This is a genomic window from Streptomyces sp. NBC_00076 (assembly GCF_045041235.1).
Taxonomy (GTDB): Bacteria; Actinomycetota; Actinomycetes; order Streptomycetales; family Streptomycetaceae; genus Streptomyces.
The window spans coordinates 8682078-8707727 of the sequence record NZ_CP108242.1 but is presented as its reverse complement, the minus strand read 5'-3'; the positions used below and the strand labels follow the sequence as shown (position 1 = coordinate 8707727).

21 protein-coding genes and 4 pseudogenes are annotated in these 25650 nt (G+C 68.1%); 10 read left to right on the top strand and 15 right to left on the bottom strand.

All coding sequences use genetic code 11. The annotated features are described in order from the left end of the window. Window positions 1–11: 11 nt before the first annotated feature. From OHA64_RS39095 to OHA64_RS39065, 7 genes and pseudogenes are all read right to left on the bottom strand, one after another. On the bottom strand, window positions 12–398 hold the full coding sequence (locus OHA64_RS39095) for a nuclear transport factor 2 family protein (protein WP_405621515.1): 387 nt from the start codon (window positions 396–398) through the stop codon (window positions 12–14). 185 nt (window positions 399–583) lie between these two features. Then, window positions 584–1018, bottom strand: coding sequence for a VOC family protein (locus OHA64_RS39090; protein WP_405621513.1), 435 nt, complete (start codon window positions 1016–1018; stop codon window positions 584–586). A gap of 41 nt (window positions 1019–1059) precedes the next feature. Next, window positions 1060–1803 (bottom strand): SDR family oxidoreductase, encoded by a 744-nt coding sequence (locus tag OHA64_RS39085; protein ID WP_405621511.1) that lies wholly within the window; start codon window positions 1801–1803, stop codon window positions 1060–1062. A gap of 79 nt (window positions 1804–1882) precedes the next feature. Further along, on the bottom strand, window positions 1883–2992 hold the full coding sequence (locus OHA64_RS39080) for an NADH:flavin oxidoreductase/NADH oxidase (RefSeq protein ID WP_405621509.1): 1110 nt from the start codon (window positions 2990–2992) through the stop codon (window positions 1883–1885). A gap of 62 nt (window positions 2993–3054) precedes the next feature. After that, a pseudogene (locus OHA64_RS39075) lies at window positions 3055–3444 on the bottom strand (SRPBCC family protein); the annotation flags it as partial. A 43-nt stretch (window positions 3445–3487) separates the two neighbouring features. Beyond that, window positions 3488–3889, bottom strand: coding sequence for a RidA family protein (locus OHA64_RS39070; RefSeq protein WP_405621507.1), 402 nt, complete (start codon window positions 3887–3889; stop codon window positions 3488–3490). A 50-nt stretch (window positions 3890–3939) separates the two neighbouring features. Beyond that, window positions 3940–4587: an NAD(P)H-binding protein gene (locus tag OHA64_RS39065; RefSeq protein ID WP_405621505.1), complete on the bottom strand. Its 648-nt coding sequence runs from the start codon at window positions 4585–4587 to the stop codon at window positions 3940–3942. Window positions 4588–4679: 92 nt separating this feature from the next. On the opposite strand from OHA64_RS39065, the gene OHA64_RS39060 reads away from it, so the two are divergent. Continuing rightward, entirely contained in the window at window positions 4680–5363 is a 684-nt protein-coding gene (locus OHA64_RS39060) for a GntR family transcriptional regulator (RefSeq protein WP_405621503.1), read from the top strand. Window positions 5364–5588: 225 nt separating this feature from the next. Here the strand turns inward: OHA64_RS39060 and OHA64_RS39055 are convergent, their stop codons facing one another. Together OHA64_RS39055 and OHA64_RS39050 are read right to left on the bottom strand one after the other, a co-directional pair. Then, window positions 5589–5882 (bottom strand): DUF4193 domain-containing protein, encoded by a 294-nt coding sequence (locus tag OHA64_RS39055; RefSeq protein ID WP_405621501.1) that lies wholly within the window; start codon window positions 5880–5882, stop codon window positions 5589–5591. 79 nt (window positions 5883–5961) lie between these two features. Further along, a pseudogene (locus OHA64_RS39050) lies at window positions 5962–7991 on the bottom strand (HelD family protein). 1364 nt (window positions 7992–9355) lie between these two features. Here OHA64_RS39050 and OHA64_RS39045 point away from each other — a divergent pair. From OHA64_RS39045 to OHA64_RS39030, 4 genes and pseudogenes are all read left to right on the top strand, one after another. After that, window positions 9356–10245, top strand: a pseudogene (locus OHA64_RS39045) (SGNH/GDSL hydrolase family protein); the annotation flags it as partial. Between the two features lie 39 nt (window positions 10246–10284). Continuing rightward, entirely contained in the window at window positions 10285–11340 is a 1056-nt protein-coding gene (locus OHA64_RS39040) for a glycoside hydrolase family 5 protein (protein WP_405621499.1), read from the top strand. 100 nt (window positions 11341–11440) lie between these two features. Continuing rightward, complete coding sequence (locus OHA64_RS39035) at window positions 11441–12799, top strand: ricin-type beta-trefoil lectin domain protein (protein ID WP_405621497.1); 1359 nt, start codon at window positions 11441–11443, stop codon at window positions 12797–12799. A gap of 512 nt (window positions 12800–13311) precedes the next feature. Next, the gene (locus tag OHA64_RS39030; RefSeq protein WP_405621495.1) at window positions 13312–14889 is read left to right on the top strand and encodes a ricin-type beta-trefoil lectin domain protein; all 1578 of its coding nucleotides are present in this window, start codon (window positions 13312–13314) and stop codon (window positions 14887–14889) included. 248 nt (window positions 14890–15137) lie between these two features. Here OHA64_RS39030 and OHA64_RS39025 read toward each other — a convergent pair. Continuing rightward, window positions 15138–15565, bottom strand: a pseudogene (locus OHA64_RS39025) (transposase); the annotation flags it as partial. 175 nt (window positions 15566–15740) lie between these two features. Between OHA64_RS39025 and OHA64_RS39020 the strand changes: the two are divergent. Together OHA64_RS39020 and OHA64_RS39015 are read left to right on the top strand one after the other, a co-directional pair. After that, window positions 15741–16076, top strand: a complete 336-nt coding sequence (locus OHA64_RS39020; RefSeq protein ID WP_405624298.1) for an RICIN domain-containing protein — start codon at window positions 15741–15743, stop codon at window positions 16074–16076. 589 nt (window positions 16077–16665) lie between these two features. Next, window positions 16666–16902: a hypothetical protein gene (locus tag OHA64_RS39015; RefSeq protein WP_405621493.1), complete on the top strand. Its 237-nt coding sequence runs from the start codon at window positions 16666–16668 to the stop codon at window positions 16900–16902. Between the two features lie 150 nt (window positions 16903–17052). Here OHA64_RS39015 and OHA64_RS39010 read toward each other — a convergent pair whose 3' ends face one another. The 4 genes from OHA64_RS39010 to OHA64_RS38995 form a co-directional block, all read right to left on the bottom strand. Next, complete coding sequence (locus OHA64_RS39010) at window positions 17053–18180, bottom strand: hypothetical protein (protein ID WP_405621491.1); 1128 nt, start codon at window positions 18178–18180, stop codon at window positions 17053–17055. A 5-nt stretch (window positions 18181–18185) separates the two neighbouring features. Beyond that, on the bottom strand, window positions 18186–19358 hold the full coding sequence (locus OHA64_RS39005; protein ID WP_405621489.1) for a CynX/NimT family MFS transporter: 1173 nt from the start codon (window positions 19356–19358) through the stop codon (window positions 18186–18188). Between the two features lie 70 nt (window positions 19359–19428). Beyond that, window positions 19429–20166: a FadR/GntR family transcriptional regulator gene (locus tag OHA64_RS39000; protein WP_405624297.1), complete on the bottom strand. Its 738-nt coding sequence runs from the start codon at window positions 20164–20166 to the stop codon at window positions 19429–19431. A 350-nt stretch (window positions 20167–20516) separates the two neighbouring features. Next, complete coding sequence (locus OHA64_RS38995; protein ID WP_405621487.1) at window positions 20517–21122, bottom strand: PadR family transcriptional regulator; 606 nt, start codon at window positions 21120–21122, stop codon at window positions 20517–20519. Window positions 21123–21256: 134 nt separating this feature from the next. On the opposite strand from OHA64_RS38995, the gene OHA64_RS38990 reads away from it, so the two are divergent. The 3 genes from OHA64_RS38990 (at window position 21257) to OHA64_RS38980 (ending at window position 23814) form a co-directional block, all read left to right on the top strand. Then, on the top strand, window positions 21257–21649 hold the full coding sequence (locus OHA64_RS38990) for a nuclear transport factor 2 family protein (RefSeq protein ID WP_405624296.1): 393 nt from the start codon (window positions 21257–21259) through the stop codon (window positions 21647–21649). Between the two features lie 1050 nt (window positions 21650–22699). Continuing rightward, complete coding sequence (locus OHA64_RS38985; RefSeq protein ID WP_405621485.1) at window positions 22700–23470, top strand: SDR family NAD(P)-dependent oxidoreductase; 771 nt, start codon at window positions 22700–22702, stop codon at window positions 23468–23470. Window positions 23471–23691: 221 nt separating this feature from the next. Beyond that, entirely contained in the window at window positions 23692–23814 is a 123-nt protein-coding gene (locus OHA64_RS38980) for a hypothetical protein (protein WP_405621483.1), read from the top strand. A 649-nt stretch (window positions 23815–24463) separates the two neighbouring features. On the opposite strand, the gene OHA64_RS38975 is transcribed toward OHA64_RS38980, so the two are convergent. Next, on the bottom strand, window positions 24464–25018 hold the full coding sequence (locus OHA64_RS38975) for an MFS transporter (protein WP_405621481.1): 555 nt from the start codon (window positions 25016–25018) through the stop codon (window positions 24464–24466). Between the last annotated feature and the right edge of the window lie 632 nt (window positions 25019–25650).

Sequence of the window (25650 nt, the reverse complement as noted above, 5' to 3'; positions counted from 1 at the left end):
CGTGTGCGCGGCTACGATTTCGGCGCGTCGTTGACGTGGTAGATCTTGCTGACAATGGTCCACGTGCCATCGACTTTCAGCAGGTTGAAGTAGTCGGTGAAGCACAGGCCGGAGACATCGTTGGTATCAACACGCGCGTTGGCTGCAGTGCCGGTCACGTTGATGTAGGCGATCACGGCGCGGCCTTCCGGCGAGGGGCGGAAATCCCTGTCGATCCCCTGGTAGAGGGCCGTGATCGCACCGCCGGAGAGCTTGCCATTCTCCACGCCGAAGATCGTCGCCTCTTCGGCGAACGCGGGCTTCATGATCGAGCTGTCGGCCTTGGCTACGCCCTGGTTGTACTTTTCCAGCACTTCGGTGATTGCGATGTGGTCAGCGACATAGGTCGGTTTCGACATGTTGTGTCTCCAGTCTGAGGTTGCGGCGCGCTTGCGCCGGGTTGGTTGAGACGTGGATCAGGGGCAAGCGGCGGCCTCTTGGCCGAGGATCCGTGCTACGCCTGTCCCGGTCGTTGAGCCACCAGCCCGTTAAGAGCTGGGATACCTGCCAGTTCACGACCGGGGCGCGCCGCAGGGTCCCGGCGTCATGGCGTGGCGAACACTTGGGAGTCGTCGGCGAACGCCTTGAACTCCAGGGCGTTGCCGGCCGGGTCGAGCAGGAACATCGTCCACTGCTCGCCGGTTTCGCCTGCGAAGCGCACGTAGGGCTCGATGACGAAGGCGGTGTCCGCGGCGCGCAGCCGGTCGGCGAGCCGGTGGAAAGCGTCGATGGTCAGGATCAGCCCGAAGTGCGGTACGGGCACGTCGTGGCCGTCGACCGGGTTGTGTACCTGTTCGGTGCGGGCCGGAGCGAGGTGGGTGACGAACTGGTGGCCGTGCAGGTTCCAGTCCACCCAGGTGTCGGCGCTGCGGCCCTGCTCCAGGCCGAGCGTCTCGCCATAGAAGCGGCGGGCGGCGTCCAGGTCGTCGACCGGGACCGCGAGGTGGAAGCGGGGGATAGGGGAGGCGAGAGCGGACATGGGTCTGGGGTTCCTTCCGTGCGGCGTGGAGTGCCTGGCGCTTACCAGTTCTGGCGGGTGGGGGAGATGATCAGGTCGTTGACGGTGACGTCGGCGGGCTGGTCGAGGGCGTAGACGACGGCGTCGGCGACACTTTGCGGACTGATGGCGACCTCGTTCAGTTCCTGGGCCGCCTTTCGGCCGGCGGGGTCGGTGACCTTGTCGGCCCAGCCGGTGTTGATGACGCCGGGGCTGATGGTGGAGGCCCTGATGCCTTCGCGGACGCCGAGTTCCCGACGCATGGATTCGGTCATGGCCTGGACGAAGAACTTGGTGGAGCTGTAGATACCGGCGCCGTCTCCGACCTGGTGGCCGGCGACCGAGTCCATGTTGAGGATGTGGCCGGACTTCTGGCGGAGCATGACCGGAAGGACGGCGTGGACGCCGTTGAGGTAGCCGCGGATGTTCACGTCGATCATCCGGTTCCAGTCGTCGATCGCGCCGTCCTTCCAGAAGGAGAACAGCATCAGGCCGGCGTTGTTGACCAGGACGTCGATCCGGCCGAACTGCTCGACAGCGAAGTCGGCGAGCGCCTCCATGTCGGCAGCGTCGGCGACATCGGTGAGCCTGGCGACGGCGGTGCCGCCGGCCTTGTTGATGTCGGCGACCAGCTGGTCGAGGTCCTCCTGGCCGCGGGCGGCGGCGACGATCTTGGCGCCGCGGGCGGCGAGGGCCTTGGCGCTGACGGCGCCGATACCGGAGGAGGCGCCAGTGATGACGACGACCTTGCCCTGAAGGTGGTTCACGGGAATCTCCCGGTGAGATAGATCGGCACGCCGCTGTCTTGTCGGGACAGCACGGCGGCAGCGATGAGATTGCGGGGGGTCAGCGCTTGCGGCGCTTGACGACATAGGCGTACTGGTCCGGCCAGGTCGGCTCGGCGTCGAGCGCGAGCGCGGCGTGCTGTGGCCAGTAGGGGTTGCGCAGGAGTTCACGGCCGAGGAGGACCGCGTCGGCCTGCCCGCTGGTGAGGATGTCCTCGGCCTGCTGCGGCTCGGTGATGATGCCGACGGCGCCGGTGGGGATGCCGGTGGCCTGGCGTGCCTGGGTGGCGAAGGGCACCTGGTAGTTGGGTCCGGCGACGATCTTGGCGTCGGAGACCATGCCGCCGGTGGACACGTCGAGCAGGTCGACGCCGTGGGCCTGGAGTTCCTTGGCGAGGCGGACGGTGTCGTCCCCGGTCCAGCCCACGCGCTCGTCCTCGGGATTCTCGGTCAGCCAGTCGGTGGCCGAGGTGCGGAAGAAGACCGGCAGGTCCTCGGGCCACACCGCGCGGACGGCGTCGACGACCTCCAGGGCGAAGCGGATGCGGTTCTCGAAGCTGCCGCCGTAAGCGTCGGTGCGGTGGTTGGACGCCGGGGAGAGGAAGGAGTTGATCAGGTAGCCGTGGGCGCCGTGCACCTCGGCCACCTGGAATCCGGCGGCCAACGCGCGCCGCGCGGAGTCCGCGAAGTCCCGGACAAGCTGCTGGATCTCCTCCACGGTCAGCTCGTGCGGGACAGCCAGTCCGCCGAACGCGATGGCGCTGGGGGCGACGGGCTGCCAGCCGCCCTCGGCCTCGGGCACGTATCGGTCGGAGAGCCAGGGCTTGTCCACCGACGCCTTGCGGCCGGCGTGGGCGAGTTGGATGGCCGGGACGGCGCCGTGGGCCTTGATGGCCGCGGTGATGCGGGTGAACGCCTCCTGCTGGCGGTCGTTCCACAGGCCCAGGTCCCAGGGGCTGATGCGCCCGTCGGGGCGCACACCGGTGGCCTCGGCCATGACCAGGCCCGCGCCGCCGGCGGCGCGGGAGGTCAGGTGGGTGAGGTGGAAGTCGGTCGGCGCACCGGTGTCCGGGCCTTCGGGGGCGGCGGAGTACATGCACATCGGGGACATCCACACCCGGTTGGGTATCTGAAGGGAACGCAGGGTGAGGGGGGTGAACAGGGAACTCACGGGGGGTGCTTCTTTCGTGATCGGTGTTCGATGTCATCGGACGGGGCGGCTGCCGTCCGGTGTCAGGCGATGATCGTGTGGAGGCCTGCGATGGCCGGGGCGTAGGCCGCTTCGAGGACCGTGACGGCTTGGTGAGCGGTGGTGCCCTCGGCCGGATCGAAGGTGGCGTGCCAGCTGAAGAAGGCGCCACCGGTGTCGGCGACGGGCTGGACGTGCAGCGTCGAGCGGTAGCCGCGGACCGGCAGCGGCGCCTCGACGATCTCGTAACTCAGCTTCCGGTCGGCGTCGTCCAGCGCCACGAGCTGTTCCCGGTAGATGCTGCCGTCCACCCCGGTGAGGACCCGGACCGCACCGGGGGTGAGCCCGTTGCCGCCCCCGACGATCTCGCTCGCCCGGATGGCCGGGTGCCAGTCGGGCAGGCCGTTGAAGCGCCGGACGACGGCCCATATCGCGTCTGCGGAGCTGGTGAAGACCGAGCTCCAGTACGCCGTGCCATCAGGCGGGCAGACGGGTGTCGATGACGAAGTTGGTCTCGATGAGCTGGCCGGGGAAGAACAGCGAGGCGACGCCGATGGTGCTGCTGGTGGGGCGGTGGTCGCCGAAGTAGGCCAGGTTGGCGGCCGCCATCGCGTTGTTGTACTTCGGCAGGTCCACGATGTACTGGGTCTCGGAGACGACCTGGTTGCGGGTGGCGCCGTAGTGGGCGAGGACCTTCTCGAAGTTGGCGAAGACCTGCGCGGTCTGGGCCTCGAAGTCGTCCGGGTAGAGGAAGTGGCCCTCGTCGTCGTGAGAGAGCTGGCCCGAGACATAGATCGTGTGGTCGACCTTGATGGCCTGGGCGAAGCCGAACTCGCGCTCGCCCGAGACGCCGTGGCTGTAGGAATCGATCACAGTCAAGGTGGTTGCCCTTCTCTGGTGGGGATGCGGGGTGGGCAGGAGCGCCGGGCTCAGGCGAGGCGTTCGACCGCGTCTGCGACGGGGGTGTCGCCGGAGGTCAGCTCGACGATGACGCGACTGAGGGCGGGCTCGTGCAGGGCGACGTCGATGAACGCGGCGACATCGTCGCGGTGTACGTCGCCGTACTCGACGGCGGGCCCGGCGGTGACCCGCCCGGTACCCGGTCCGTCCAGCAGCGTGCCGGGGCGGACGATCACCCAGTTGAGGCCGGTGCGGGTGAGATGGACGTCGGCCCTCTTCTTGACCTTGACGTAGTGCTCGAAGCCCTCGGACGCTCCCTCGCCGCGCAGGGCGTCGGGGAACACGGAGACGAGGACGAAGCGCGGGACTCCGGCGGTCTCGGCCGCGGCGGCTGCCTTCTCCAGGCCTTTGCCGTCGATGAGCGTGGTCTTGTCCATGCCGGTTCCGTGGGCGCCGGCCGAGAACACCACTGCGTCGTGCCCGGCGAGCTTGCCTGCGAGCTCGTCCACAGAGTCGGCGATCAGGTCGCCGGTCACCGGCGTCGCACCGGTCGCGCGGATCGTGTCGGCCTGGGCCGGGCTGCGGTGCATGCCGCTCACCTCGTCGCCGCGCTCGGACAGCAGGCCGGCGAGCCTCCTGCCGACACCTCCGGCGGCACCGATCTGGAACACCTTCACGGGAAACGCCTCTCTCCTGATTGGACGAACGACCGGCCTCCTGTTGTCGCAATGTTGACATTGCGACAACGATGGAATGTTAACATCACGACATGGAGAAGACGCAAGCCACAGGAGATCGTGCGGTGGCCCCCGCCCGCCGTCGCGGACTGGCCGACGAGGTCGCCGACCGGATCCGGGAGGCGATCTTCAGCGGTGCATACGCCCCCGGGGCACCGCTGCGAGAGGTCGAACTCTCCGGCGTGCTGCAGGTCAGCAGGGGTCCGGTGCGTGAGGCTCTGCGCGTTTTGGAGCGCGAGGGGCTCGTGCACTGCGCCTGGCACCGGGGCACCGTGGTCACGACGCTGTCCGCAGAGGATGTCGCCGAGCTCGACAGCCTGCGCGGCGCACTGGAGGATCTCGCCGTCCAGCAGGTCATCGCGCACGCCTCGGACGAGGGCCTCGCGGCCATCGAGAAGGCGGCCGGCGTGATGGACCGCACGGCGGACCCGCACGCCATGGTCCGCCTGGACATCGCCTTCCACGACGCCGTGTTCGCCGCCACCGGCCACCAGCGTCTCGTCGCGGCCTGGGAGACCATCCGCTGCCAGGTCCACCTGTTCCTGCTGACCCGCATCGGCCTCAGCACCGAGGGCTACCTCGGCTGCATTCCCCAGGAGCACCTTGCGCTGGCCGCTGCTCTGCGCGCCCGCGACGCCCGGGCCGCCCTCCCGCTCTTCGCCGCCCACCGCCGCCATGCGGTGGACGTCGTCACCGGCACGTCGAACCCGGCCTGACGACCGGTCCGCCGGCACCTGGGCGCCGCCCAGGGTTGGTGAAGCCTGCTCGTCATCGCCCGCCCGGCAACCATGGACATGTGCGACGGGGGCCGGTCACAGGTGGCCACCGCATACTGCTGGCACAGCTCGACCGGTCCTTCGCTTCAGCGCCTCACTCCGGAATGCTGCCCACGCTCAGCCGAGATCACTCAACGTAACGAAGCGCTACTAGTCGTTGTGATGTCAGGGCTGGTCGCAGTCACGGCAGATACGGAAAGCGCTGCCTCCGCCGGCAAGTTGGCTACGGTGGTACACGAGGAAGCAGGCCGTACAGACGAATTCATCGTCCAGCGGCGGAAGTACCTGGACGGTCAGCTGCTCACTCGAGAGGTCAGCGCCGGGCAGTTCGAGGCCCTCGGCGGCCTCGAACTCGTCGACGTCAATGGCGGAAGCGGATGTGGACGTGCTGCGGGTTTTGAGCTCCTCGAGGTTGTCGATGACGCCGTCGTTGCGTGGGGCGTCGAAGTCCTTTGCCATGCCACCTTCTCTGTCTTGGTGCTTGCGGTGCTTGCGCATGTCCGTGGCGCATGCGCGCTAGGAAGCGGACGGTGATCCGTCAGGCGAGCTGGACGGCAATCGTGCAGAGCCTCTTGGTGGCCCGGGTCAGGGCCCGTACAAGTCCCTCTCCCCGCCGGGGCGGGCTGCGACGATCTCCGCGGGGCTCATGACGACGACCCCGTCGAACTCCAGACCGCGCGCTTTGGATGCCGGCACGATACGTGCGAGTTGCGCGATGCCCGCGGCCATCAGCTCGCCCACCCTCGTATCCGCGCAGATCACCCCGAGCAGCTCCCCTTGGTGGGCGGTGTTCTGGGCACGAATCTCCTGGGCGAGGGTGGCGACCAGCCCGTCCGGAGATGTGGTCACGGTGCGAGGAGTTTCACCATGTCGCAGTGAGCGTGTCGGAGTTTGGTCCGGAGCGATCCGCGCGAGCAGGTCTCGCACACTCTCCAGGATTTCCTGCGTGGTTCGGTAACTGACGGTCAGGCTGTGGAGTTTGTACCGCGGGCCGACATGCGGACTCAATGCCTCCTTCCAGTCGCGTGCTGTCGCGACCGGACCGGCCTGGGCGAAATCGCCCACCAGCGTCATCGCCCTTGCCGGGCAGCGGCGGACGATCATTCGCCACTGCATGGCGGTCAACTCCTGTGCCTCGTCGACGACGACATGCCCGTACGTCCGCTCCGGCGGGCCGTCGATCAGGCTCGCCGCCTCGTCCAGCAGCGGCACATCGGCATCCGTCCACGGGTCGTCCGGACTCCGCAGCAAACCTGACCGCTCGTGCGCGGTCAGTCGCGGCACATGCTCGGCGAGAGAGACGGGGTCCATCAGCAGAGCCCTCACGAGGTCAACGGGTACCAGCCGCGGCCACAGCACCTCCACTGCTCGGTCGACCTGGGCGTCGTCGAGGAGATCGGCCCGGACAGCGTCCGCGTCGAACTCGTCGGCCGGTCCCGAGACGGCTGCGCCGTCGTGGCCGTGGCGCAGGTCGGCCGCCGTGAACCGGTCGAGGTTCCTGCCCGTCAGCTGGGTGACCTCGGCATCGATCTGCTCCAGGAGGTCGCCCATATTGCGTTTCAGCGCATCGGTGACGGCGTCGACCAGGAGCTCCTTGAACACCTGGCGCGCCGGGTTGTGCCCCAGCCCGGTCGCCACGGCGACGTCGCGTGCCGCGGCGACTCTCTCGCCCGAGAGGTGAGCCACATCCTGTCCGACCCGCAGAGTGAAGTCACCGTCCGGAGCCTGGTGGACGCGCAGCAGACTGTCCAGAGCGTCAGCGAGGACGGAGCTGCCCTTGAGACGCGCCGCATCGAACGGCTCCACCGCGTCCGGGAACACTCCGGCCAGTTCCTGGCAGGTCGCCAGGACGACGTCGTTCTCGCCGAGCGAGGGCAGGACCTGGGAGATGTAGTCGAGAAACCGTGCGTTCGGCCCGACCACCAGGACACCCTGCTCCGCGGCGCGCGGGAACGCGTACAGGACATACGCCGCCCGGTGCAGGGCGACGACGGTCTTCCCCGTGCCGGGCCCGCCTTGCACCACCGTCACCCCGCGGTGCGCGGAGCGAACGATCCCGTCCTGCTCGGCCTGCAGTGTTGCGACGGCCGCTTGCATCCGGCCCGTACGCCGTGCCGAAAGGGCCTCGGTCAACGGGCCGTCGCCCACTATGTCTTCGGCAGTCGGGGCGGAGCCGTCCAGCAGTTCGTCGCTCACCGCGACCACTGTGTGATCCGCCAGGCGCAGATGCCGACGCCGCCGCAGGTTCATCGGGTGAACCGGCGTCGCTTCGTAGAAAGGCCGCGCCGCGCTCGCACGCCAGTCCACGAGCAGGGGCAGCTCGTCGGCCTCCGTCTGCCGTCCGATCCGTCCGATACGCAGAGCGGTGCCGTCCGACCAGTCCATGCGGCCAAAAACCAGCCCGTTCTCGGCGCCCTCAAGCCGACCGATCTCCTTGGCCAGACGTTCAGCGGCGACCTCTCGCTCGTGTACCTCACCGGCGCTCTCGGCCGGAGCCCTGAGTGCATCCGCCCGGTGCGCCCGCGCCTCGGAGAGCCGCTCGGTGAGCAGTTCGTACGAGGCAGTCACATGAGCTCGTTCCAATTCGACCTGGCGCACAGCGGGGTCGTTCACCTGCGACAACAGGGGGCTCCTCTCGGTTCGAGCCACCACTATGCGGTCGAAACCATTCAAAAGTAAGGCTTGACTTACTTGGATTGATCATCCCCCACAGGAGGGAAATATGGATGACCTGGGTAAATAGGGGTGTGCGCTTGGCTCGGCTTACTCAATTTGCCTTAACGCCGCATGTGTGTCCCTGACAGGCGCGAACTTCCAAGATCATGGATTTCTCGAGGCTCTGTGATCCGCTGGAAGACCATGCCTGCCGACACACCATTTTGGCTGGGTCGCCCGGGCATGCGTACGGCCACCAGTGATCATCGGTGCGTGAAGACAGAAGAACAGCTGATGGCCGCGGACCACAGCATAGAACCTGCCCGCTGGCAGGAGTCATGACCCGCCGCCTGTCCGTTGCCGGCGGACAATCGTCCCCGGTGACCCAGGCGGCGGGGAACTGGCGCTGTACGCGGTTCCTTGCGCGCGCCGGCCGCACAAGAGACATACCGGGCGGTGCGCAATCGGCCATCGGCGTGGGCGATGCAGTGGGCCAGCGGCGGTGAAGCCGCTCCATGTCCGACTGACGGCCCGGTCCGTCGGCAGATCCGCCTCAGTTGATCACGGGTGTTACGTATGTTCACAGACTGAACGGGTTGAAACAGGACGGCGTTACGAGTACACGTGAATCAGCAACTCTGACGACTCGCTCACTGGGATCGTTCAATAGTCGGCGCCTCACGCAGTTTCCAGAGCATGCGACGGCCCGGCAATCAGCGCATACGACCGAAGTCACGAATTCGAGCATGGTCGAACGCCAAGTTTCGACAGACTCCTTGACGGCGCCTCGGCGCCTTTCTAGGCTCCATGGGAGCGTTCCCATGCTCATCTGAGTGAATGATCACCGTCCGGCCCTCAGGGGCACCGGTTCACTCGGCACCCCCACGCATCGGAGGCCATCGTGACCGGCGCACCCCTCGGCATCACGCCACCACCGCGAAGAGCAACGATCCGTTTCCCCGAGGCCGACTGGTCGGCGGCGTCACCAATGTCGCACTGACCGGCACGCGCCCCACCACGCCGCCCCCTGACACCCAGTACCGCACCGCGCCGGCCTGCCAGAACACCGCCGACAACCAGACCCGCACCCTGGGCGCTTCTTCGGGAACACCGTGCCCACCCGCCTCGCCCCAGCGTCTGCACTGCCTGTACCCCGCACATCTGACCAGTGGTAGGCACGAACCAGGCGCGCTGACGTCGCGCGCAGGTATGTCAGCGGCGAGGCGGGCAGCCACCGGACCAGATCTCTCAGAGCGCTCACACAGGAAGGGACTGGCATGCGCATCACCCCGCACTTACCGTTCTTCCAAATTCTTCTGACTCTGCTTCTGCTCGCCCTTGGCGTGACCCTCGCGCCCGCGGCCTCTGCCGCCCCCGCAGCTGCCCCGGTACGCATCATGCCGCTGGGTGACTCGATCACCGGCTCCCCCGGCTGCTGGCGCTCGGTGCTGTGGAACCGTCTGCGCAGTGCCGGTCACTCGAACATCGATTTCGTCGGCACTCTCAGCCAGCAGGGCTGCCCCCAGGCGTTCGACAGCGACAACGAGGGCCACGGCGGTGAGCTCGTGACCAACGTGGCGAACCAGAACCTGCTTCCCGCCCGCCTCTCGGCCACCCGTCCCGACATCGTTGTCATGCATTTCGGTACGAACGACGTCTGGAGCAGCATCGCGCCCGACCGCATCCTCACCGCCTACACCAAGCTGGTGACACAGATGCGGGCGTCGAACCCGAACATGAAGATTCTCGTCGCACAGATCATTCCGATGAACCCCACCAACTGCACCGGCTGTGCCCGGCGAGTGGTCGACCTGAATGCGCGGATCCCCGGCTGGGCCCGGGCGACGAGCACCAGCCGCTCCACGGTGACCGCGGTCGACCAGTGGACGGGCTTCAACACCTCAGGCGACACCTACGACGGGGTACACCCGTCCACCTCCGGCAACACGAAGATCGCCGCCCGCTGGTATCCCGCCCTCGCCGCTCTCCTCTGAAGGCGTTGCCGAGCGGCCCGGACAACGGTGGTCCCGCCTGCCCGGCCGCCCTCGGGGCCGTCTCCTCCTGAAAGGGCGACCACCAGGGCGCGAGGACGATGAGCAGCACGTCCGCGTCCCACGTCACGACCGGCACCCGCACCGCCGCCGTCAGCTGCACGGCACGAGCCACCGCCTCCTGAGCACACGGTCCTTCCCCTCTTGGAGCCGCCATGAGATTCCGCACGCGAACCGCCCCACGAACGGCCGCCGTCCTGGCAGCTCTCCTGGGTCTCCTCGTCCCCCTGCTCGGTCTCGCCACCCCGGCCCAGGCCGCGCCCACCGGCTTCCGCGTCCAGAACGGCCGACTCCTGGAAGCGTCGGGCAACGACTTCGTGATGCGGGGCGTCAACCACGCCCACACCTGGTACCCGAACCGGATCAACTCCCTCTCCCACATCAAGACCAAGGGCGCCAACACCGTCCGCGTCGTCCTCGCCAGCGGTGACCGCTGGACTCGCAACAGCGCCGCCGACGTGGCCAACGTCGTCTCCCAGTGCAAGCAGAACCGGCTCATCTGCGTCCTCGAAGTCCACGACACCACGGGCTACGGCGACCAGAGCGGCGCGACCACCCTGTCCCGCGCCGCCGACTACTGGATCAGCCTGAAGAGTGTCCTGACCGGCCAGGAGAAGTACGTCATCGTCAACATCGGCAACGAGCCGTTCGGAAACAGCAACTACACGCGGTGGACGGCCGACACCAAGGCAGCCGTCCAGAAGCTGCGGAGCGCCGGCTTCAACCACACGCTGATGGTGGACGCACCCAACTGGGGCCAGGACTGGGCGTTCACGATGCGCGACAACGCCGGGTCGGTGTTCGCCGCCGACCCGGACCGCAACACGGTGTTCTCGGTCCACATGTACGGCGTCTTCAACACAGCCGCGAAGGTCAACGACTACCTCAACCGTTTCGTGGCCGCGAAACTCCCCATCGTGGTCGGAGAGTTCGGCCACAACCACTCCGACGGCAACCCCGACGAGGACGCCATCCTGGCCGCCGCCGAGCGGCTCCACCTCGGCTATCTGGGCTGGTCGTGGAGCGGCAACAGCAGCGATGTGCAGTACCTGGACCTGGTCACCGACTTCGACCCCAACCAGCTCACCAGTTGGGGCCGACGCCTGTTCAACGGATCGAACGGCATCGTCACCACCGCCAAGGAGGCCGCGGTCTTCTCCACCGGCGCCACGGGCACCACTCCCCCGGCCGTTCCCCGGCTCTACCAGTGACGCAACTCGACCTATGTATGTCATGCGCACGCCATACGCGAGCCGTCGCCCGTTCGGCGCGACTCCCGTAGCCACGACAAAGGTATGGAGGAACAGGACGATGCACTCAAGCATCACCGACGTCCCGGTGTCCGGCGACACCCCCACCCGCCCTACGAGATCCGACAGCAGGACGGTCACGTGGAAGGCAGCCGTGGTCGCGGCCGTAACCGGCCTGATCACCGCACTGGTGGCGATCCAACCGGCGTCGGCGCAATCGCCGTCGACCGCGGCGAACCCGTACGAGCGAGGCCCGGCTCCCACGGTGAGCAGCGTCGCGGCCCAGCGGGGCACGTTCGCGACCGCGGAGGTGACCGTGCCGCCCGGCAACGGCTTCAACGGCGGGAAGATCTACTACCCGACGGACACCTCTCTGGGCACGTGGGGTGCGGTCGCGGCCGTGCCCGGTTACACCGCCCGGTGGTCTGCCGAAGGCGCGTGGATGGGGCCGTGGCTGGCGTCCTTCGGGTTCGTCGTCATCGGCATCGACACCAACAGCCCCAACGACTTCGACACCGCTCGCGGCACCCAGCTGCTCGCCGCGCTGGACTACCTCACTCAGAAGAGCCCGGTGCGCGACCGGGTCGATCCCAACCGGCTGGGCGTAATAGGCCATTCAATGGGTGGTGGCGGCGCCATCAGCGCGGCCGAACGCCGGCCGTCGCTGAAGGCGGCCCTGCCGCTCGCGCCCTTCTCCCCCTCACAGAACCTGTCCAGCCTGCGGGTGCCCACGATGATCATGGGCGCACGGGACGACGGCACGGTCACCCCGTCCTACCTCAACGGGCTGTACGGCGGCATGCCGGCCGCCACGCAGAGCGCCTACATCGAGCTCACCAGCGGCGGCCACGGCTTCCCCACCTGGGGGAACTCGAACGTGACGCGCCGTACGATCCCCTGGCTCAAGATCTTCGTCGACAACGACACCCGCTATACCCAGTTCCTGTGCCCGTCGCTGGCGGACAGCAGTGGGGTCTCCCGGTCCCAGACCAAGTGCCCGTACGTGCCGCCCGGCGGATCGACCACCCCGCCGAGCGGCGGGCAGATCGTCGGCGCCGGCTCCGGTCGCTGTCTGGACGTGGCGAACTCGTCGCAGACCAACGGCGCCCAGGCCCAACTGTGGAACTGCACGGACCGGCCCAGTCAGAAGTGGGCGCGCACCGGCGCCGGTGAACTGCGCGTGTACAGCAACAAGTGCCTGGACGCCGAGGGTTCGGGAACGTCCGCCGGCACCCGGGTCATCATCTGGGACTGTCACGGCGGGCAGAACCAGCGCTGGAACGTCAACGCCAACGGCACCATCACCAGCGTCCCATCCGGCCTGTGCCTGGACACGAGCAACGGCGGCACCGGGAACGGCACCCAGACCGTCCTTGGGAACTGCAACGGAGGATCCAACCAGCACTGGACCGTCCGATAGCGAGGAACTGAACCCGACCGGAGGCGGAAGGAGTGGGCCCGTAACTCTGCAACCCTCAGATCTGCGTACTGGAGGTTGGGCATGGTCGTTCGCCGCTTGCATCGTCGTATGCCTGTCCGACGCGTGACGCTCGGTACCGCGCCGCTCTGCCGATCAGCCTCAGCCGCGTCTCGGCGACCAGTGACCGGCAGCGTCCGCAGCGGCGACGGCCGACTCGGTCACATTCCAGCACGCGTCGCAAACGGCACGGGGCACCGGCCCTCATAACAGCTCGGACTGACTCCTCCGGCTCATCCCGCGCCGTCTGCCTCAACGGCCTGACGCTGGGCCACCGACAGACCTGCCGTGCCGAACTGACGCGGCAGCTTCATTGAGGCACCAACCGCCCAGTTCAACCTGCCGGTCACCGCATACAACAGCATCATCGGGGACGACATCTGCCATCGGCGCACAACGGGCTCGAGCCCACGCTCGACGCCCTCGAATACGCACGACCGATCGAGGAGAAACCTATGCTCAGACTCATCCGCGCGGTGCTGTCGGCGGCCCTGGTCGCCGCCGCGATACCTATCGCACTCTTATCCGCCCCCCAGGCTCTGGCACTCGACAACGGCCTTGCCCGTACCCCGCAGTTGGGCTGGAACGACTGGAACAGCTTCGGCTGCGAGGTGAGTGACCGTCTGATCCGGCAGACCGCCGACGCGATGGTCTCCAGCGGCATGGCCGCAGCGGGCTATGAGTACGTCAACATCGACGACTGCTGGTCGACACGGAACCGTGACGCCCGCGGCAACCTGGTCCCGGACCCCGTCAAGTTCCCCAACGGCATGAAGGCAGTCGCCGACTACGTGCACGGCAAGGGGCTGAAGCTCGGCATCTACTCGTCGGCCGGCCTGACCACCTGCGCCGGTTACCCCGCCAGCCTCGGCAACGAGCAGCGGGACGCCAACCTGTGGGCGTCCTGGGGCATCGACTATCTCAAGTACGACAACTGCGGTGACCACCAAGGCCGCAGCGGCCAGGAACGCTACACCGCCATGCGCGACGCTCTCGCCAGGACAGGCCGCCCCATCCTCTTCGCCCTCTGCAACTGGGGCCAGGACCAGGTAGGCACCTGGGGCCCCGCCACCGGCAACTCCTGGCGCAACACCGGCGACATCCAGGCCAACTGGAACTCCGTGATGGGCATCCTGGACGCCCAGCCCGGCTGGGCGGGCTTCTCCCGCCCCGGCGCCTGGAACGACCCGGACATGCTGGAGGTCGGGAACGGCCTGTCCGACACCGAGTCCCGAGCCCACTTCAGCCTCTGGGCGCTGCTCAACGCGCCTCTGATCGCGGGCAACGACCTGCGCACCATGAGCGCCGCCACCAAGTCGATCCTGACCAACACCGAGGTCATCGGGGTCAACCAGGACTGGGGCGGCCGACAGGGCAACCGCATCGTCGACAACGGCAACACCGAGGTGTGGACCAAGCCGATGGCCAACGGCTCGGTCGCAGTGGTCCTCCTCAACCGCGGCAACGGCACGGCCACCGTCTCCACTTCCGCTACGCAGATCGGCCTCGGCTCGGCGTCCAGTTACTCGGTACGCGACCTGTGGGCGCACACCACCAGCACGACCAGCGGCGCCATCAGCGCCTCCGTCCCCGCCCACGGCGCCGCGATGTACGTGGTCTCCGGCGGCGGGACGCCGCCCAGCAGCACCTACTCGCTGAAGGGCCAGGGCTCCGGCCGCTGTCTGGACATCACCGGCGGCTCCCAGGCCAACGGAACCCTCGCTGGGATCTGGGACTGCAACGGCGCCGCCAACCAGCGGTTCACCAGCACCAGCGCGGGCGAGCTGCGGGTCTACGGCGGCGCCAAGTGCCTGGACGTCGTCGGCGCCGCCACCGCCAACGGCACCGCCGTGAACATCTGGGACTGCAACGGCCAGTCCAACCAGCAGTTCCGCCTCAATACCGACGGCACCATCACGGCCGTCCACTCCGGTAAGTGCCTCGACGTCAATGGCGGCGCCACCGCCAACGGCACCAAGGTCCAGATCTGGGACTGCGGCGGTGCGGCCAACCAGAAGTGGACCCGCGTCTGACCGATCACTGCTGACCGACACCGAACGGGCCGTGACCACGGGTCCGGCCCGGAGGGCCGCCACCTCCTGACCCTCGCAACGACGGAAGAGGCCTTTCCTCTCCGTCGCATGAGAACAGGCTCTTGGCTTCTCTTTTAACCTCTGTCTGCGCGGTACAGCGCAGACAGAGGGGTATTGGGGCGTTTTCCTCATGAGCCAGCCCAGTGCGCTCGACGGTCCAGTGGCGGGGCAGGACCATGAATCCTCTGCTCTGCGGCCACCTTCTCGATGAGCGCCTGGCCTGCGACGGAGTCCTGCACGCTCGCGGCCGTGACCAGCACCGCCAACAGCGGGCCGAGTGTCGATGACAATGCCCGCTTGCGGCCCACGGAGTTCCTGCCGACGTCGATGCCCTGGCCGGCCGCGGGGACGTTGGCAGAGGTCTTGATGCTCTGCGAGTCGATGACGCATGCGCTGGGTTCGTCCTCCCGGCCTTCGGGCGGGCGGAACCGCCAGGGGATCCCGGTGCAGTTCACGTAGAGGATCGCGTCCAGGAGACTGCGCAGGTCATGGTTTGGGGGCGGCCGATGTCCAGTTCCCAGCCGCGGCGTTCGGCCCGCCAGGCGGTCAGGATCGGCTCGACCAACTCCCAGCGGGCGTCGGACAGATCGCTGGGATAGTGACGACGCTCAGCCATGTCTTCTGGAGTACGGGTGCAGCCCGCGATGACGAGTTGGGCATCACGCTGACTACCCGGCCGTGGGTTCAAGGCCCCAGAAAAGACCCCCCACCACACAGAGTCCCCGTCAGCAAGCTGACGGGGACTCATGACGATCGAAGGCTACCGCTGAGAAGAAGACGCGAATGGCACCATCACAGCGCCCGGTTGGGGGCTTTGCCTGGACGCATACGACATCGGAACCGCCAACGGCACGCAAGCAGTCCTGTGGACCTGCCACGGCGGATCCAACCAGCGGTGGGCCCTCGATCAATCACAGGCCGAACCGAGTGCCGGAACGATTCCCAGCCGAAGTGCCGGGCCCGGCTGGCACTTCGGCTTCCCCTCGCGCCTCCTCCTAGGCCGGCGCGTTCCGAGGAGATGTGCAGGACCTCCGGCGTTCACCGGGGCGGTGCGGGTACCACCGAGCCGGTCGGCAGCGGTGGGGGCACCGGGGCCGCCCCAGCGGTTGTGCCGGATCCGGCAATGAGGACGAGGCCGACGCTGAGAGCCGCGGTCGCTAGCCCTGCAGCTAGCGCGAGCTTCACGCGATGAGTGGTGTTGCGCATGGCATCCTTCCGGAGTGAGTTCAGTGTGTTCCGAGCCAGTCCCAAAGGGACCGGGCCAGTGGTCGCGGTGTGACCGCGAAACCGTCGAGCCGTCCTGAACCGGCCCATCGCTGACGTGAGCTGGGCTCGGCGGTGGCAGGGCAAGGGGTTCGGTACGTCGTGATCGGCGTACCCACCGGGTGACGCGGCGTTCCGCATGCCGACGCGCGAGATCTGTGCTTTGTGGCCGCTGCCCGAACCGCAGGAGAGGCAGCTCGGGTGAATCAGAGGCGGCTGGAATGTTGGTCTTCGTCGGTCGCGAACGCACCGGTCGGCAACAACCTCGCGGCCAGAGTCGACGCCCGACGCGGCTGCCGCATCCCCTCCATCACACCTCCAAATGTTGGACATTTGAACATCTAGATTGAAGCATGCGAACGGTCGGTCATGCCAGCTCTCTGTGATGCACCTCACCCTGGCCGTCGCTATGCGGCCACACGTACGGAGCCGGCTGAGGCAGTCGGTCACGACATGACGGGGGGAACGGGAGAGCTCCAGTGGGGGCATCCGCATGACGCGATCAGGGGTAAGTACCAGGACAGCGCCAAGGTCGCTCAGAAGGTCATCGCCAAGGCTCGGCGCAACAGCGTCGTCCTGATGCACGACATCCACCCGACGTCCGTCGCCGCCGTCCCGCAGATCCTGCGCACCCTCACCGCCGAGGGCTACCACTTCGTCACGGTCAGCCACCTGCGCGCCACGCTGTGATCAGGGAGCTGACGACCCTCGCCACGGGGCATGACCGCAGAGGACCGCAGAGGACCGCAGGCCACAGGGTCGCCACAACACATCCGAGCGACTTGCCGCCTGGCAAACGGTCTGCAAGCGAGTTGGCCGGGGTCACCCCCCCCGTTGTGGTCAGCGGCTGTAGCGGGGCGGCAGGACGAGGCGCGGGTTGGGATCGAGAAGGATGTCGGCGGGGCCGAACTTCCCAGCCAGCTCGCGGATTTCGGGGTCGTCGAGGAGCAGGAGGTAGCCGTTGTCGACGAAGGGCCGACCGTCGAGGGTGATGGTGGGCTGGTCGAACTGGCAGTCGCAGTGGGCGTGGCCGGGGTTCGCGCGGTCGACTTCGCCCTGCGGGGTCAGGCCGTCGATGCCGAAGTAGAAGGCGCCGGCGTGCTTCTCACGTTCGAACTGGGTACCACCTGCCACGCGGACCTTGGGGTTGAGTCCGATGAGCGCGTGGCGCATGTAGTAGCCGTCCGGTGCGTAGCGCCGCAGTTCGGCGGCCGCCGTGCTGCCGTGGATGGCGGTGACGCGGTTGTTTTCCAGCTCCAGTGTGGTCTGTTCGGCGGGGACGCCGGTGACGGTGGATTCCTCGATGACGACCACGCCGGCGGTCTGGTCGGGGGAGAAGTTGGCGCCTCCGTAGGGGAAGGGCCGCCACATGCCGTTGGTGAGGGGGGCGCTGGAGTGGCCGCTCACCGGCGTCCCCGTGGTGAAGTCGCGGAAGGTCACGTCGGTGCCCAGTGCGGTGGTGACCCTGATCTCCTGCGCCGCGGAGATCTGGGCGTATGCCTTGGTCTCCAGTGCGAAGTACAGCTCAAGCGGGAACCGCGCCCCGGTGGCCAGGGCCGAGGCCGTGGCCGTCTGGTGCAGAGAGACGAACCGGGCCTGCTGTTTGGCGATCTCGTTGAAGAACAGTCGGGCGGTGTGCACCTCCCCCCACCAGGTCAGTGAGATCACCACGTCGGCGGCGGCATGGGCGGAGGAGGGCACCGGTGAGGGCGTCGAGCGATCCCATCCGCCGGCGCTGAAGGGCGGTACGGACAGCACGTGCACCTCGGCGTTGCGGTAGGCGGCCGCCGCTGCGATGGCCTGGATGACCACCGGATCGGTGCCGTGCTCGGCCAGGACCAGCACCTGCTCTCCCGCTGTGACGGCAGCGTATTCCAGGAGGTTGTAGGCGCCGGGCATCAGCTCGGTGATCGACAGCGGGGCTGCCGTCGGCGTGTCCAGGTAACTGAAGGGCGCAGTCATGGTCATGACAGTCAGTCTCCGATCCGTACAGGGGTGGGAACTTGGGAAGGTGTGTCCAGGCGCAGGTCGCGGCCGGCGCCTGCTCCGACGGCGGCCTGGGCGAGCGTGAGCGCGACCAGGAGCAGAAGGGGGAGCGTCCATCCGCCGGTGAGGTCGTGCAGTGCGCCGAGGAGGAGTGGTCCGATGGCTGCCACCAGGTAGCCGACGGACTGGGCCATCGAGGCCAGCGCCGCTGCCTGCGAGGCGTCCGCCGCCCGCTGGCCCTGGAAAGTCAGGGCCAGGACCAGGCACGCTCCGCCACCCAGGCCCGTGAGCACACAGGACACGACGGCCAACTGCGGGGCCACGGCCAGCAGCGCGAAGCCCGCCGCGACGATCACCGAGGCAGCCGCCGCCAAGAGTCGTTGGTCCGTCCATTTGCGGGCAAGGACGGGAAGTGCACTGCTGGAGACGAGACCGACGATCTGAAAGAGGAACAACTGCCACCCGGCGGCGGTCTCTCCCACTCCGTGATCATGCACAATGCTGGGCAGCCAGGCGATCGTGGTGTAGAAGCCGAGGGACTGCAGCCCCATGAACAGGGTGACCTGCCAGGCCAAGGGGGAACGCCAGGGGATGCGCGCCCGCGAGACAGGCGTTGCCGCCGCGGGGCCGGTGCGCCGGTACAGCGGGATCCAGACTCCGAAGGCCAGCACGGCGAGTACGGCCCAGCACGCCAGCGCGGTACGCCATCCCCCGGGCAGGTGATTTGCCAGCGGGACCGAGATTCCGGAAGAGATGGCGGCAAGCAGGCCCATCGCGGTGACATAGAGGCCGGTCACCTGCCCGATCCGGTCTTCCGGCACGGTGCTTTTGATGACGGAGGGCAACAGCACGTTGCCGTAGGCGATCGCTGCCGCGACAACGACCGTGCCCGCAAACAGGAAGAACACCCCTGGCAGGGAGCGCAGGAGCAGCCCGGCCGCCAGCACGGCCAGCGAGACGACCAGGGCGCGAGGCGCACCGTGCCGGTGGGCGGTCCGTCCGACCAGCGGTGAGGTGGCGGCGAAGGTGAGCAGCGGCAGGGTGCTGAGAAGTCCGGTCCAGGTGCCGGACAGGCCGGTCGACGTCTCGATGCCGGGAAGCAGTGGACCCACCCCGGTCAGTGCGGCACGCAGGTTCGCCGCGACAAGCACAACGCCCACCAGCAGCCACACACCTGGCAGGGCGCCCCTCGACACAGCGCTGCCCGTCCTACCCGACACGTCGCGCGGGTCATGCACCCGCATGACGACCGCTTCCCACCGCACCGCCCTTTTCAGCGGCGGCCTCCGCGCTCAGCCGGCCTGTGACTCGCACCAGCATGGAAGCCGCGTAGCGGGCAGCGACCGCGTCGCCGGCACCGATCGCGTCGACCAGTGCACCATGCCAGTGGTCATGTTCGGCGGCGACGTCGCCGTCCCACGGGAGCGCTGTCAGCACGGCAGTCAGAGCACCGCCTAGATGTTCGTAGACCTCCGCGAGCAACTCATTGCCGCTGGCCTGCACGACGGCCAGGTGAAAAGCTCCATCGGCGGCCGCTATCTGCGCCATCTCCCCCGAGTGGTTGCTCTCGCGGGCCGCCGCCAGCAATTCCCGCAGCCGGGCGGTATCCGCTTCCGACCGCCGTTCGGCGGCCAAGCCGGCGGCATGCTCCTCCAGCACCGCCCGCAGTTCCAATACGTCCGCCGGAGGCGTGGTGGCCGTGCGCCGCAGCAGGACCGCCTCCAACTCGCTGGTCACCCGGACGTAGGTGCCATCGCCGACCCGGGCCTCCAGCAGACCGAGGTGCACCAGCGCCCGCAATGCTTCGCGAATGGTGTTCCGGCTCACCTGGAGCATCTCGGCCAGTTCCTGCTCACCCGGGATACGGGTGTCCACCGGCCACCGCCCGGAAGCCAGTTGCTCCCGCAGCTGGTCCGCAACCTGTGCGGCCAGAGTCGACGCCCGGCGTGGCTGCCGCAATCCTTCCATCACAACTCCAAATGTTGGACATCTGAACATTCGGATTGAAGCATACGAAGGGTTGGCAAGGCCAGCGTCGCGTACCCCGGTCCGGCAAACCGGGATCGGGTGCTGCACGGGGGCACCGGGCACACACTCGGGGCAGGCGCGTTCCGTGCATCGGTGGGGCGCTCAGGGGCACGGTGGGGTTGTCAGCGTGGAGCGCGTCGGGCGCTCCCAACGAGCCTTCATCGGGACTGATCGCCGAGTGAAGGCGACCAAGGAAAGCGGCACCCGTGCTGCGGCTGTCCTGTTGGGATTCCACCGCCCTTTTTCAACACGCGCAGGACTCGGCTGGCCCTTGCAGCCCTGCCGGACCCTTAGTCGTCACGCGCGTCTGTCGCCGGGCCGGCCGGGTTCGCCTGGAGAGCGGCCGCACGCTGGTCCAGCCTGCGCACCGCGATTCCCCCCCAATGAAGATTCTCCCGTTCGAACGACATGCCGCGTAGCAGGGTGAGGTAGGGGCCGATACGTTCGGCCTCGGCAAAGTAGGCCTCCTCGGAGCGCCCGTCGAGCAGGCGCTGCCGGAGCCGCTCATACCGGGCCAGCTTGACGGTCGCCCACTCCACGCGCTCGGTGATGGCCTTACGGACCGCGTGAATGTCGCCCGCGTCCAGGCACTGCACCTTGACCATCAACTCGTCCCGGATCACCGCCGGCTTGCCCAAAGGCCCGGTCGTGTAGGCGTGTACGGCCTCACGCCCGGTCTCCGTCAAGGAGAACAGTCGCTTGTTGGGGCGTCGCTCCTGCTCGACGAGGCGGGCCGTGACCAGCCCTTCGGCCTCCATGCGTTCCAGCTCCCGGTAGAGCTGCTGGGGCGTCGACATCCAGAAGTTGGCGACCGTCGCGTCGAATCCCTTTGCAAGGTCGTAGCCGGACGCCTCGCCCTCGAGCAGCGCGGCCATCACCGCGTTCCGCAATGCCATGGGCACACGCTAGCACTACTGACACTAGTCAACTAGTTGACTAATGACCTTACCTAAATCTATGGACAGTGAGAGGTCACCCGTCCTACTCTCCCAAAGCAGACTATTCAAATTGTTGAGTATGAGAGGTGTCTATGCATCCGTTCCGCAAGGCCGTCGAGAGCGGTGACATGGACGCCGTGGTCGGCCTGCTGGCCGACGACGTCGTCTTCACCAGCCCGATCGCCTTCAAGCCGTACTCGGGCAAGGCGATCACCGCCGCGTTCCTGCGTGGTGTGTTCCGCGTCTTCGAGGACTTCACGTACATCCGTGAGATCGCGGGGCCCGACGGCCGCGACTATGTCTTCGTCTTCACCACGACCGTCGCCGGCAAGAAGCTCCAGGGCTGCGATCTCCTCCACTTCGACGAGAACGGCAGGATCGACGACTTCACGGTGATGGTGCGCCCGCTCTCCGCCGCCCAGGCGCTGGCCGAGGCCATGGGCGCCCAGTTCGAGCAGATCGCACGAGAGGCCGCCGAACAGTGACCGCGAACGCGTTGCACCTCAGCGACACAGGGATCGTGGACCATGCCGCCCGCCTTTGATGCGGAAACCGATACGGAAGGAAGCTCTCTTCCACGACGTGGGACGTACCAGCTCGGCGCAGACCGCGAGAGGGACATGCCTCCCCCGCACAGGTGGCTGCGACCACTCGCGATCTGTGTCGGCACGTTCACCCTCCTGGCGGGCGTCACGGTCTCCGGCGCCGCGGCCCACCACCGGACGAGGCGTCCGCTGCCCTACTCCTGCTGGTCCCAGCAGGCTCCGGGCACCCACGAGCCGACACCGGCACCCCTGCTGAGCCCTCTCGGTTCCCCAGCGGCCAGCCGGTCCTGTGGCGCGACCGTCCCCCACCGCACCCCAGCCCCGACACCCGAACCAGCACCAAGGGCGGCCCCTTCGCCGAGTCAGGCGGATGCCCCAAGCAATGCCTTCCCTCAGTTCGCAGCCAGCGGTCGCATAACCCGGGCTGGGCACCTCGTCGCGCTGGCGGCGCAGCGCCTCCAGCACCTCGCCCGGTCGTCCTATCCGCCATCGGCGACGGATCTCGGCACTGTCGAGCATCTCGTGAGACAGTCCGCAATCGCGGGCGCTGCGCACACTTCCTGCGACCATGGGGCTGTCAGGCGCACTGACAACCAATCCTCCGGTGGTCGAGAACACGTCCAGCCGGAGTCCGAGGCCAGTGCGTCCCACAACTAGCGGAAGCGCAGGAGCAACGGTCCGTAGCCTGAGGCCACGGCGCAACTCTGGCGGTAGATGCGCGAGCCGCCGTGGCTGGAGCCGAGAGAGGGGATGGAAGCGCTCCAGCCCGAGGACCTTCCCGAACCCGCCTGCGATGGTAGGCGGCGCTGCCCATACCGCCGAGACCGATCATGATGACGTCATAGGGGCGTGCCAAGGTCAGTTCCTCACAGTCGCTCCGGCGCGAAAAAAGGGGACGACCTCGAACCGACTGCAATTCCCGGCAGGGCCGACGACGGTCTGGCTGCCCCCTCCGTGCGGAACCACCACGGCAGCATGTGAAGGAACACCATGGCAAGCATCACGGGCAGGACGGTTCTGATCGTCGGCGCCTCATCAGGGATCGGCGCGGAGGTCGCGCGCCGGCTCGGCCACGGTGGCAACCGTCTGGTCGTCACGGCACGACGCGCCCCCGAACTGGCAGCCCTGGCGAAGAACGTACGAGCGGCCGGGAGCACCTGCCTGGACATTCCCGCCGACGCCCTGGACCCGCAGGCGTCCGCCGACGTGGTGGCGGCCGCCGTCGCCGAGTACGGCTCGATCGACATCGCCCTGCTCAACGCCGGCCAGGGACCGGACATGTCGATGGACGACGTCACCGTGGCAGACGTGGCACGGATCAGGGCGCTGAACTACGACGTCGTCGTCAACTACCTGATCCCGCTGATCGCACAGCTGGGAAACCAGACGCACGGCGGCCTGATCGCCCACACCAACTCGCTGGCAGGGCTCATGGGCATCCCCCGCCAAGGCCCCTACTCCGCCGCGAAGGCGGCCGCCCGCACGCTCATCGACGCCGCGCGCGTCGAACTGACGCCCAAGGGGATCCGGTTCACCAGCATCCACCCCGGCTTCGTGGCGACCGACCGGGTCAACGCCGACAGCCTGCCCAAACCCTTCCAGGTCAGCACGGAGCGCGCGGCACGCCATGTCGTACGCGCTCTGGAGAAGGAACCGGCACAGGCGTACTTCCCCTGGGCGACCACCGCACTGGTCCGTACCCTGAGCGCCCTGCCCACCTCGGTCTCCTCAGCAGTCCTCCGGAGCCTGGCCTCCCGATGAAGCGGTATGCGCCGCCGGGGGGGCATCTCACCGCCGTGACCCGCTACCAGAGGGGCGTTACGCCGCCCACGACCTCTGGCAGACGGCTCCCCTACCCGGTCGGCGATCCCCTCCATGTGGCCTGCCTGAGGCGGCTCGGCAGGACCCCTACGGATGCTGCCGCAGGTCAGGCCTTCAACGAATAGGGCCGAACCGACCCAAGACACCACGCCGGACAGCACATGAGCAGTGCCGCCCGGGGGCTGCGGGGCGAGGATCTGTGCGACGCAGATCTGGTCGAGCGCGGCCCGGAGGACCCGCACGAGCGGTCTCAACAGGCCGCCCGTCCGCCGCTGAGGTCGTAGACCGCGCCGGTGGAAAGCTGACCGTGTCCGAGGACAAGAACGCCACGAGCTCCACTGACGGCGCACGTACGGCGCCATGATGCGGCCGGTGCCGTTGGAAGCCGCGTTCGACCAGGGGCGGAGCCGACATCGCCACCATGGGACCTCGACGGCCGTACGGTGTGCGGATCAGGGCTGCCGACAGGCCGTCGCAGACCTTTCGCGGCGCCCACCGGTCGGCCAGCAGCACCGTCCCGTCGGGCATGGGCACCCTGAGGTTCCGCTGGACGACGGCATCCCTGGTCAGCGGGGTCTTCAGCCGCCGACACCCAGAGCCGGAGGGCTTGCCCGGACATCTCACGGACAGGGACGGCACCGCGCCGTAAAGGGCATGCCGTGGCCGGCACCCTCGGCCTGCTGCTGGGAGTGATGTCACGCCCGTCTGTGACCGCACGGCCGCCCGGTGCTGCTTGAGCAAGTGGCAGGCGCACACTACCTGTTGGCCCTCATCTGGGCCGACAGCGGGCACACAGGCAGTTGTTGTCCAGTACTGCCTGGCGGTTGTTCTCGTCGCTGCCGTACCGGCAGATTCCGTGTGGAGGGGGACCTGCGGCTGGCCGACTGCCATGAGTGGATCGCCCTGTCCTGCCTGCCCTTGCCGGGTGCCGCCTCAGGAGTCGGTGGCGCCTCGCTCCCATGGCAGTGCGCCGTGGGTCCGCAAGGGGCGACTCAGGAACGCCAGCGCGAGTACGGCACAGAGCATGGCGCTCGTGCCTGCGAGCGCCACAGCGGCCCCGGCCGCCAGCAGGCCGCCCACCGGCAGGCGTTTGGAGAGGGCCCCGAAGGTCCGGCCTGCGAGCACCATGCCAGCCGCGTTGGTCGCGAAGATCAGGCTGCACCGCGTGGCGGACACGCCGTACAGGTTCTCGAAGACGAAGCTGGAGCCGGCGATGTACGAGAAGAGCGCCGCGGCGCTGAACGCCTGAGCCAGCATGCAGCCGACGAACGCGCGGTGGCCGAGCAGTCGGCCCATGGCCCGGAACCCGGTGACCACCCCGCCCTGCTGGCGCCGCTCCAGAGGCAGGGACTCACTGACACCGAACAGCGCGGCCAGGAAGAGCAGGACCCCGATGATCGCGAGCACGACGAAGACGGCCCGCCAGCTCCCGACCGACAGGACGGCACCGCCGAGCACCGGTGCAGTGACGGGCGCCAGGCCCAGCACCCTCGCCGCCAGGAGCAGCTGTTCGCCCCCGCCCCACCGCCGATGACGGCCTCGGCCGGTACACCGGCGAGCTGGGCATGGCGCACCGGTGACGGGCCCGCATGCCGGTCCCGCCGCCCGGGCGAGGGGGCCATACGAGAGAGGGTCGAGTAACCCCACCGGGGCCGTTTCCTCTTCGGGCCGTTTCCTTGCCCCTCGGCCGTCGCCGGGACACTTCCTCAGCAGCGACAGGCTCTCCACAGCGCAGACACCAGCCGACGTCGCCCTACCCACGTCCGCGCACCCGCCGCGCCGGTATCAGCACTGCCTCCGCCACCGGCCCGATGCTCAACCGGCCGCCCCGTGGATGGCTGCCCCCAGACTGCACCACCGTCAAATGGGACAACGAATCGACCCCGAGACACCGTCGGCCTGGACACGTCTGCGCCGTCCCGGCCCCTGTACGGCCCCTCGGTCTGGGCATCGGCCCTCAAGGCAGTCGCCGTGACCGCGAGCGACACCCTCGATCATCTACTCAGCCGCAGGTCAGAGGGGTTGGAGCTCCCCCGAGCACCGCCCGGCTCCAAACCCACGAGCAGCGGATTCAGTCCGTTCACGCAAAGTTGACGATCCGACACCCAAAAATGAACGTT

Coding starts and splice junctions, on each gene's coding strand:
- OHA64_RS39095 (WP_405621515.1), bottom strand. CDS start 398: ATGTCGAAACCGACCTATGTCGCTGACCACATCGCAATCACCGAAGTG.
- OHA64_RS39090 (WP_405621513.1), bottom strand. CDS start 1,018: ATGTCCGCTCTCGCCTCCCCTATCCCCCGCTTCCACCTCGCGGTCCCG.
- OHA64_RS39060 (WP_405621503.1), top strand. CDS start 4,680: ATGGAGAAGACGCAAGCCACAGGAGATCGTGCGGTGGCCCCCGCCCGC.
- OHA64_RS39055 (WP_405621501.1), bottom strand. CDS start 5,882: ATGGCAAAGGACTTCGACGCCCCACGCAACGACGGCGTCATCGACAAC.
- OHA64_RS39040 (WP_405621499.1), top strand. CDS start 10,285: ATGAGATTCCGCACGCGAACCGCCCCACGAACGGCCGCCGTCCTGGCA.
- OHA64_RS39035 (WP_405621497.1), top strand. CDS start 11,441: ATGCACTCAAGCATCACCGACGTCCCGGTGTCCGGCGACACCCCCACC.
- OHA64_RS39030 (WP_405621495.1), top strand. CDS start 13,312: ATGCTCAGACTCATCCGCGCGGTGCTGTCGGCGGCCCTGGTCGCCGCC.
- OHA64_RS39015 (WP_405621493.1), top strand. CDS start 16,666: ATGACGGGGGGAACGGGAGAGCTCCAGTGGGGGCATCCGCATGACGCG.
- OHA64_RS39010 (WP_405621491.1), bottom strand. CDS start 18,180: ATGACCATGACTGCGCCCTTCAGTTACCTGGACACGCCGACGGCAGCC.
- OHA64_RS39000 (WP_405624297.1), bottom strand. CDS start 20,166: ATGGAAGGATTGCGGCAGCCACGCCGGGCGTCGACTCTGGCCGCACAG.
- OHA64_RS38995 (WP_405621487.1), bottom strand. CDS start 21,122: ATGGCATTGCGGAACGCGGTGATGGCCGCGCTGCTCGAGGGCGAGGCG.
- OHA64_RS38990 (WP_405624296.1), top strand. CDS start 21,257: ATGCATCCGTTCCGCAAGGCCGTCGAGAGCGGTGACATGGACGCCGTG.
- OHA64_RS38985 (WP_405621485.1), top strand. CDS start 22,700: ATGGCAAGCATCACGGGCAGGACGGTTCTGATCGTCGGCGCCTCATCA.
- OHA64_RS38980 (WP_405621483.1), top strand. CDS start 23,692: ATGAGCAGTGCCGCCCGGGGGCTGCGGGGCGAGGATCTGTGCGACGCA.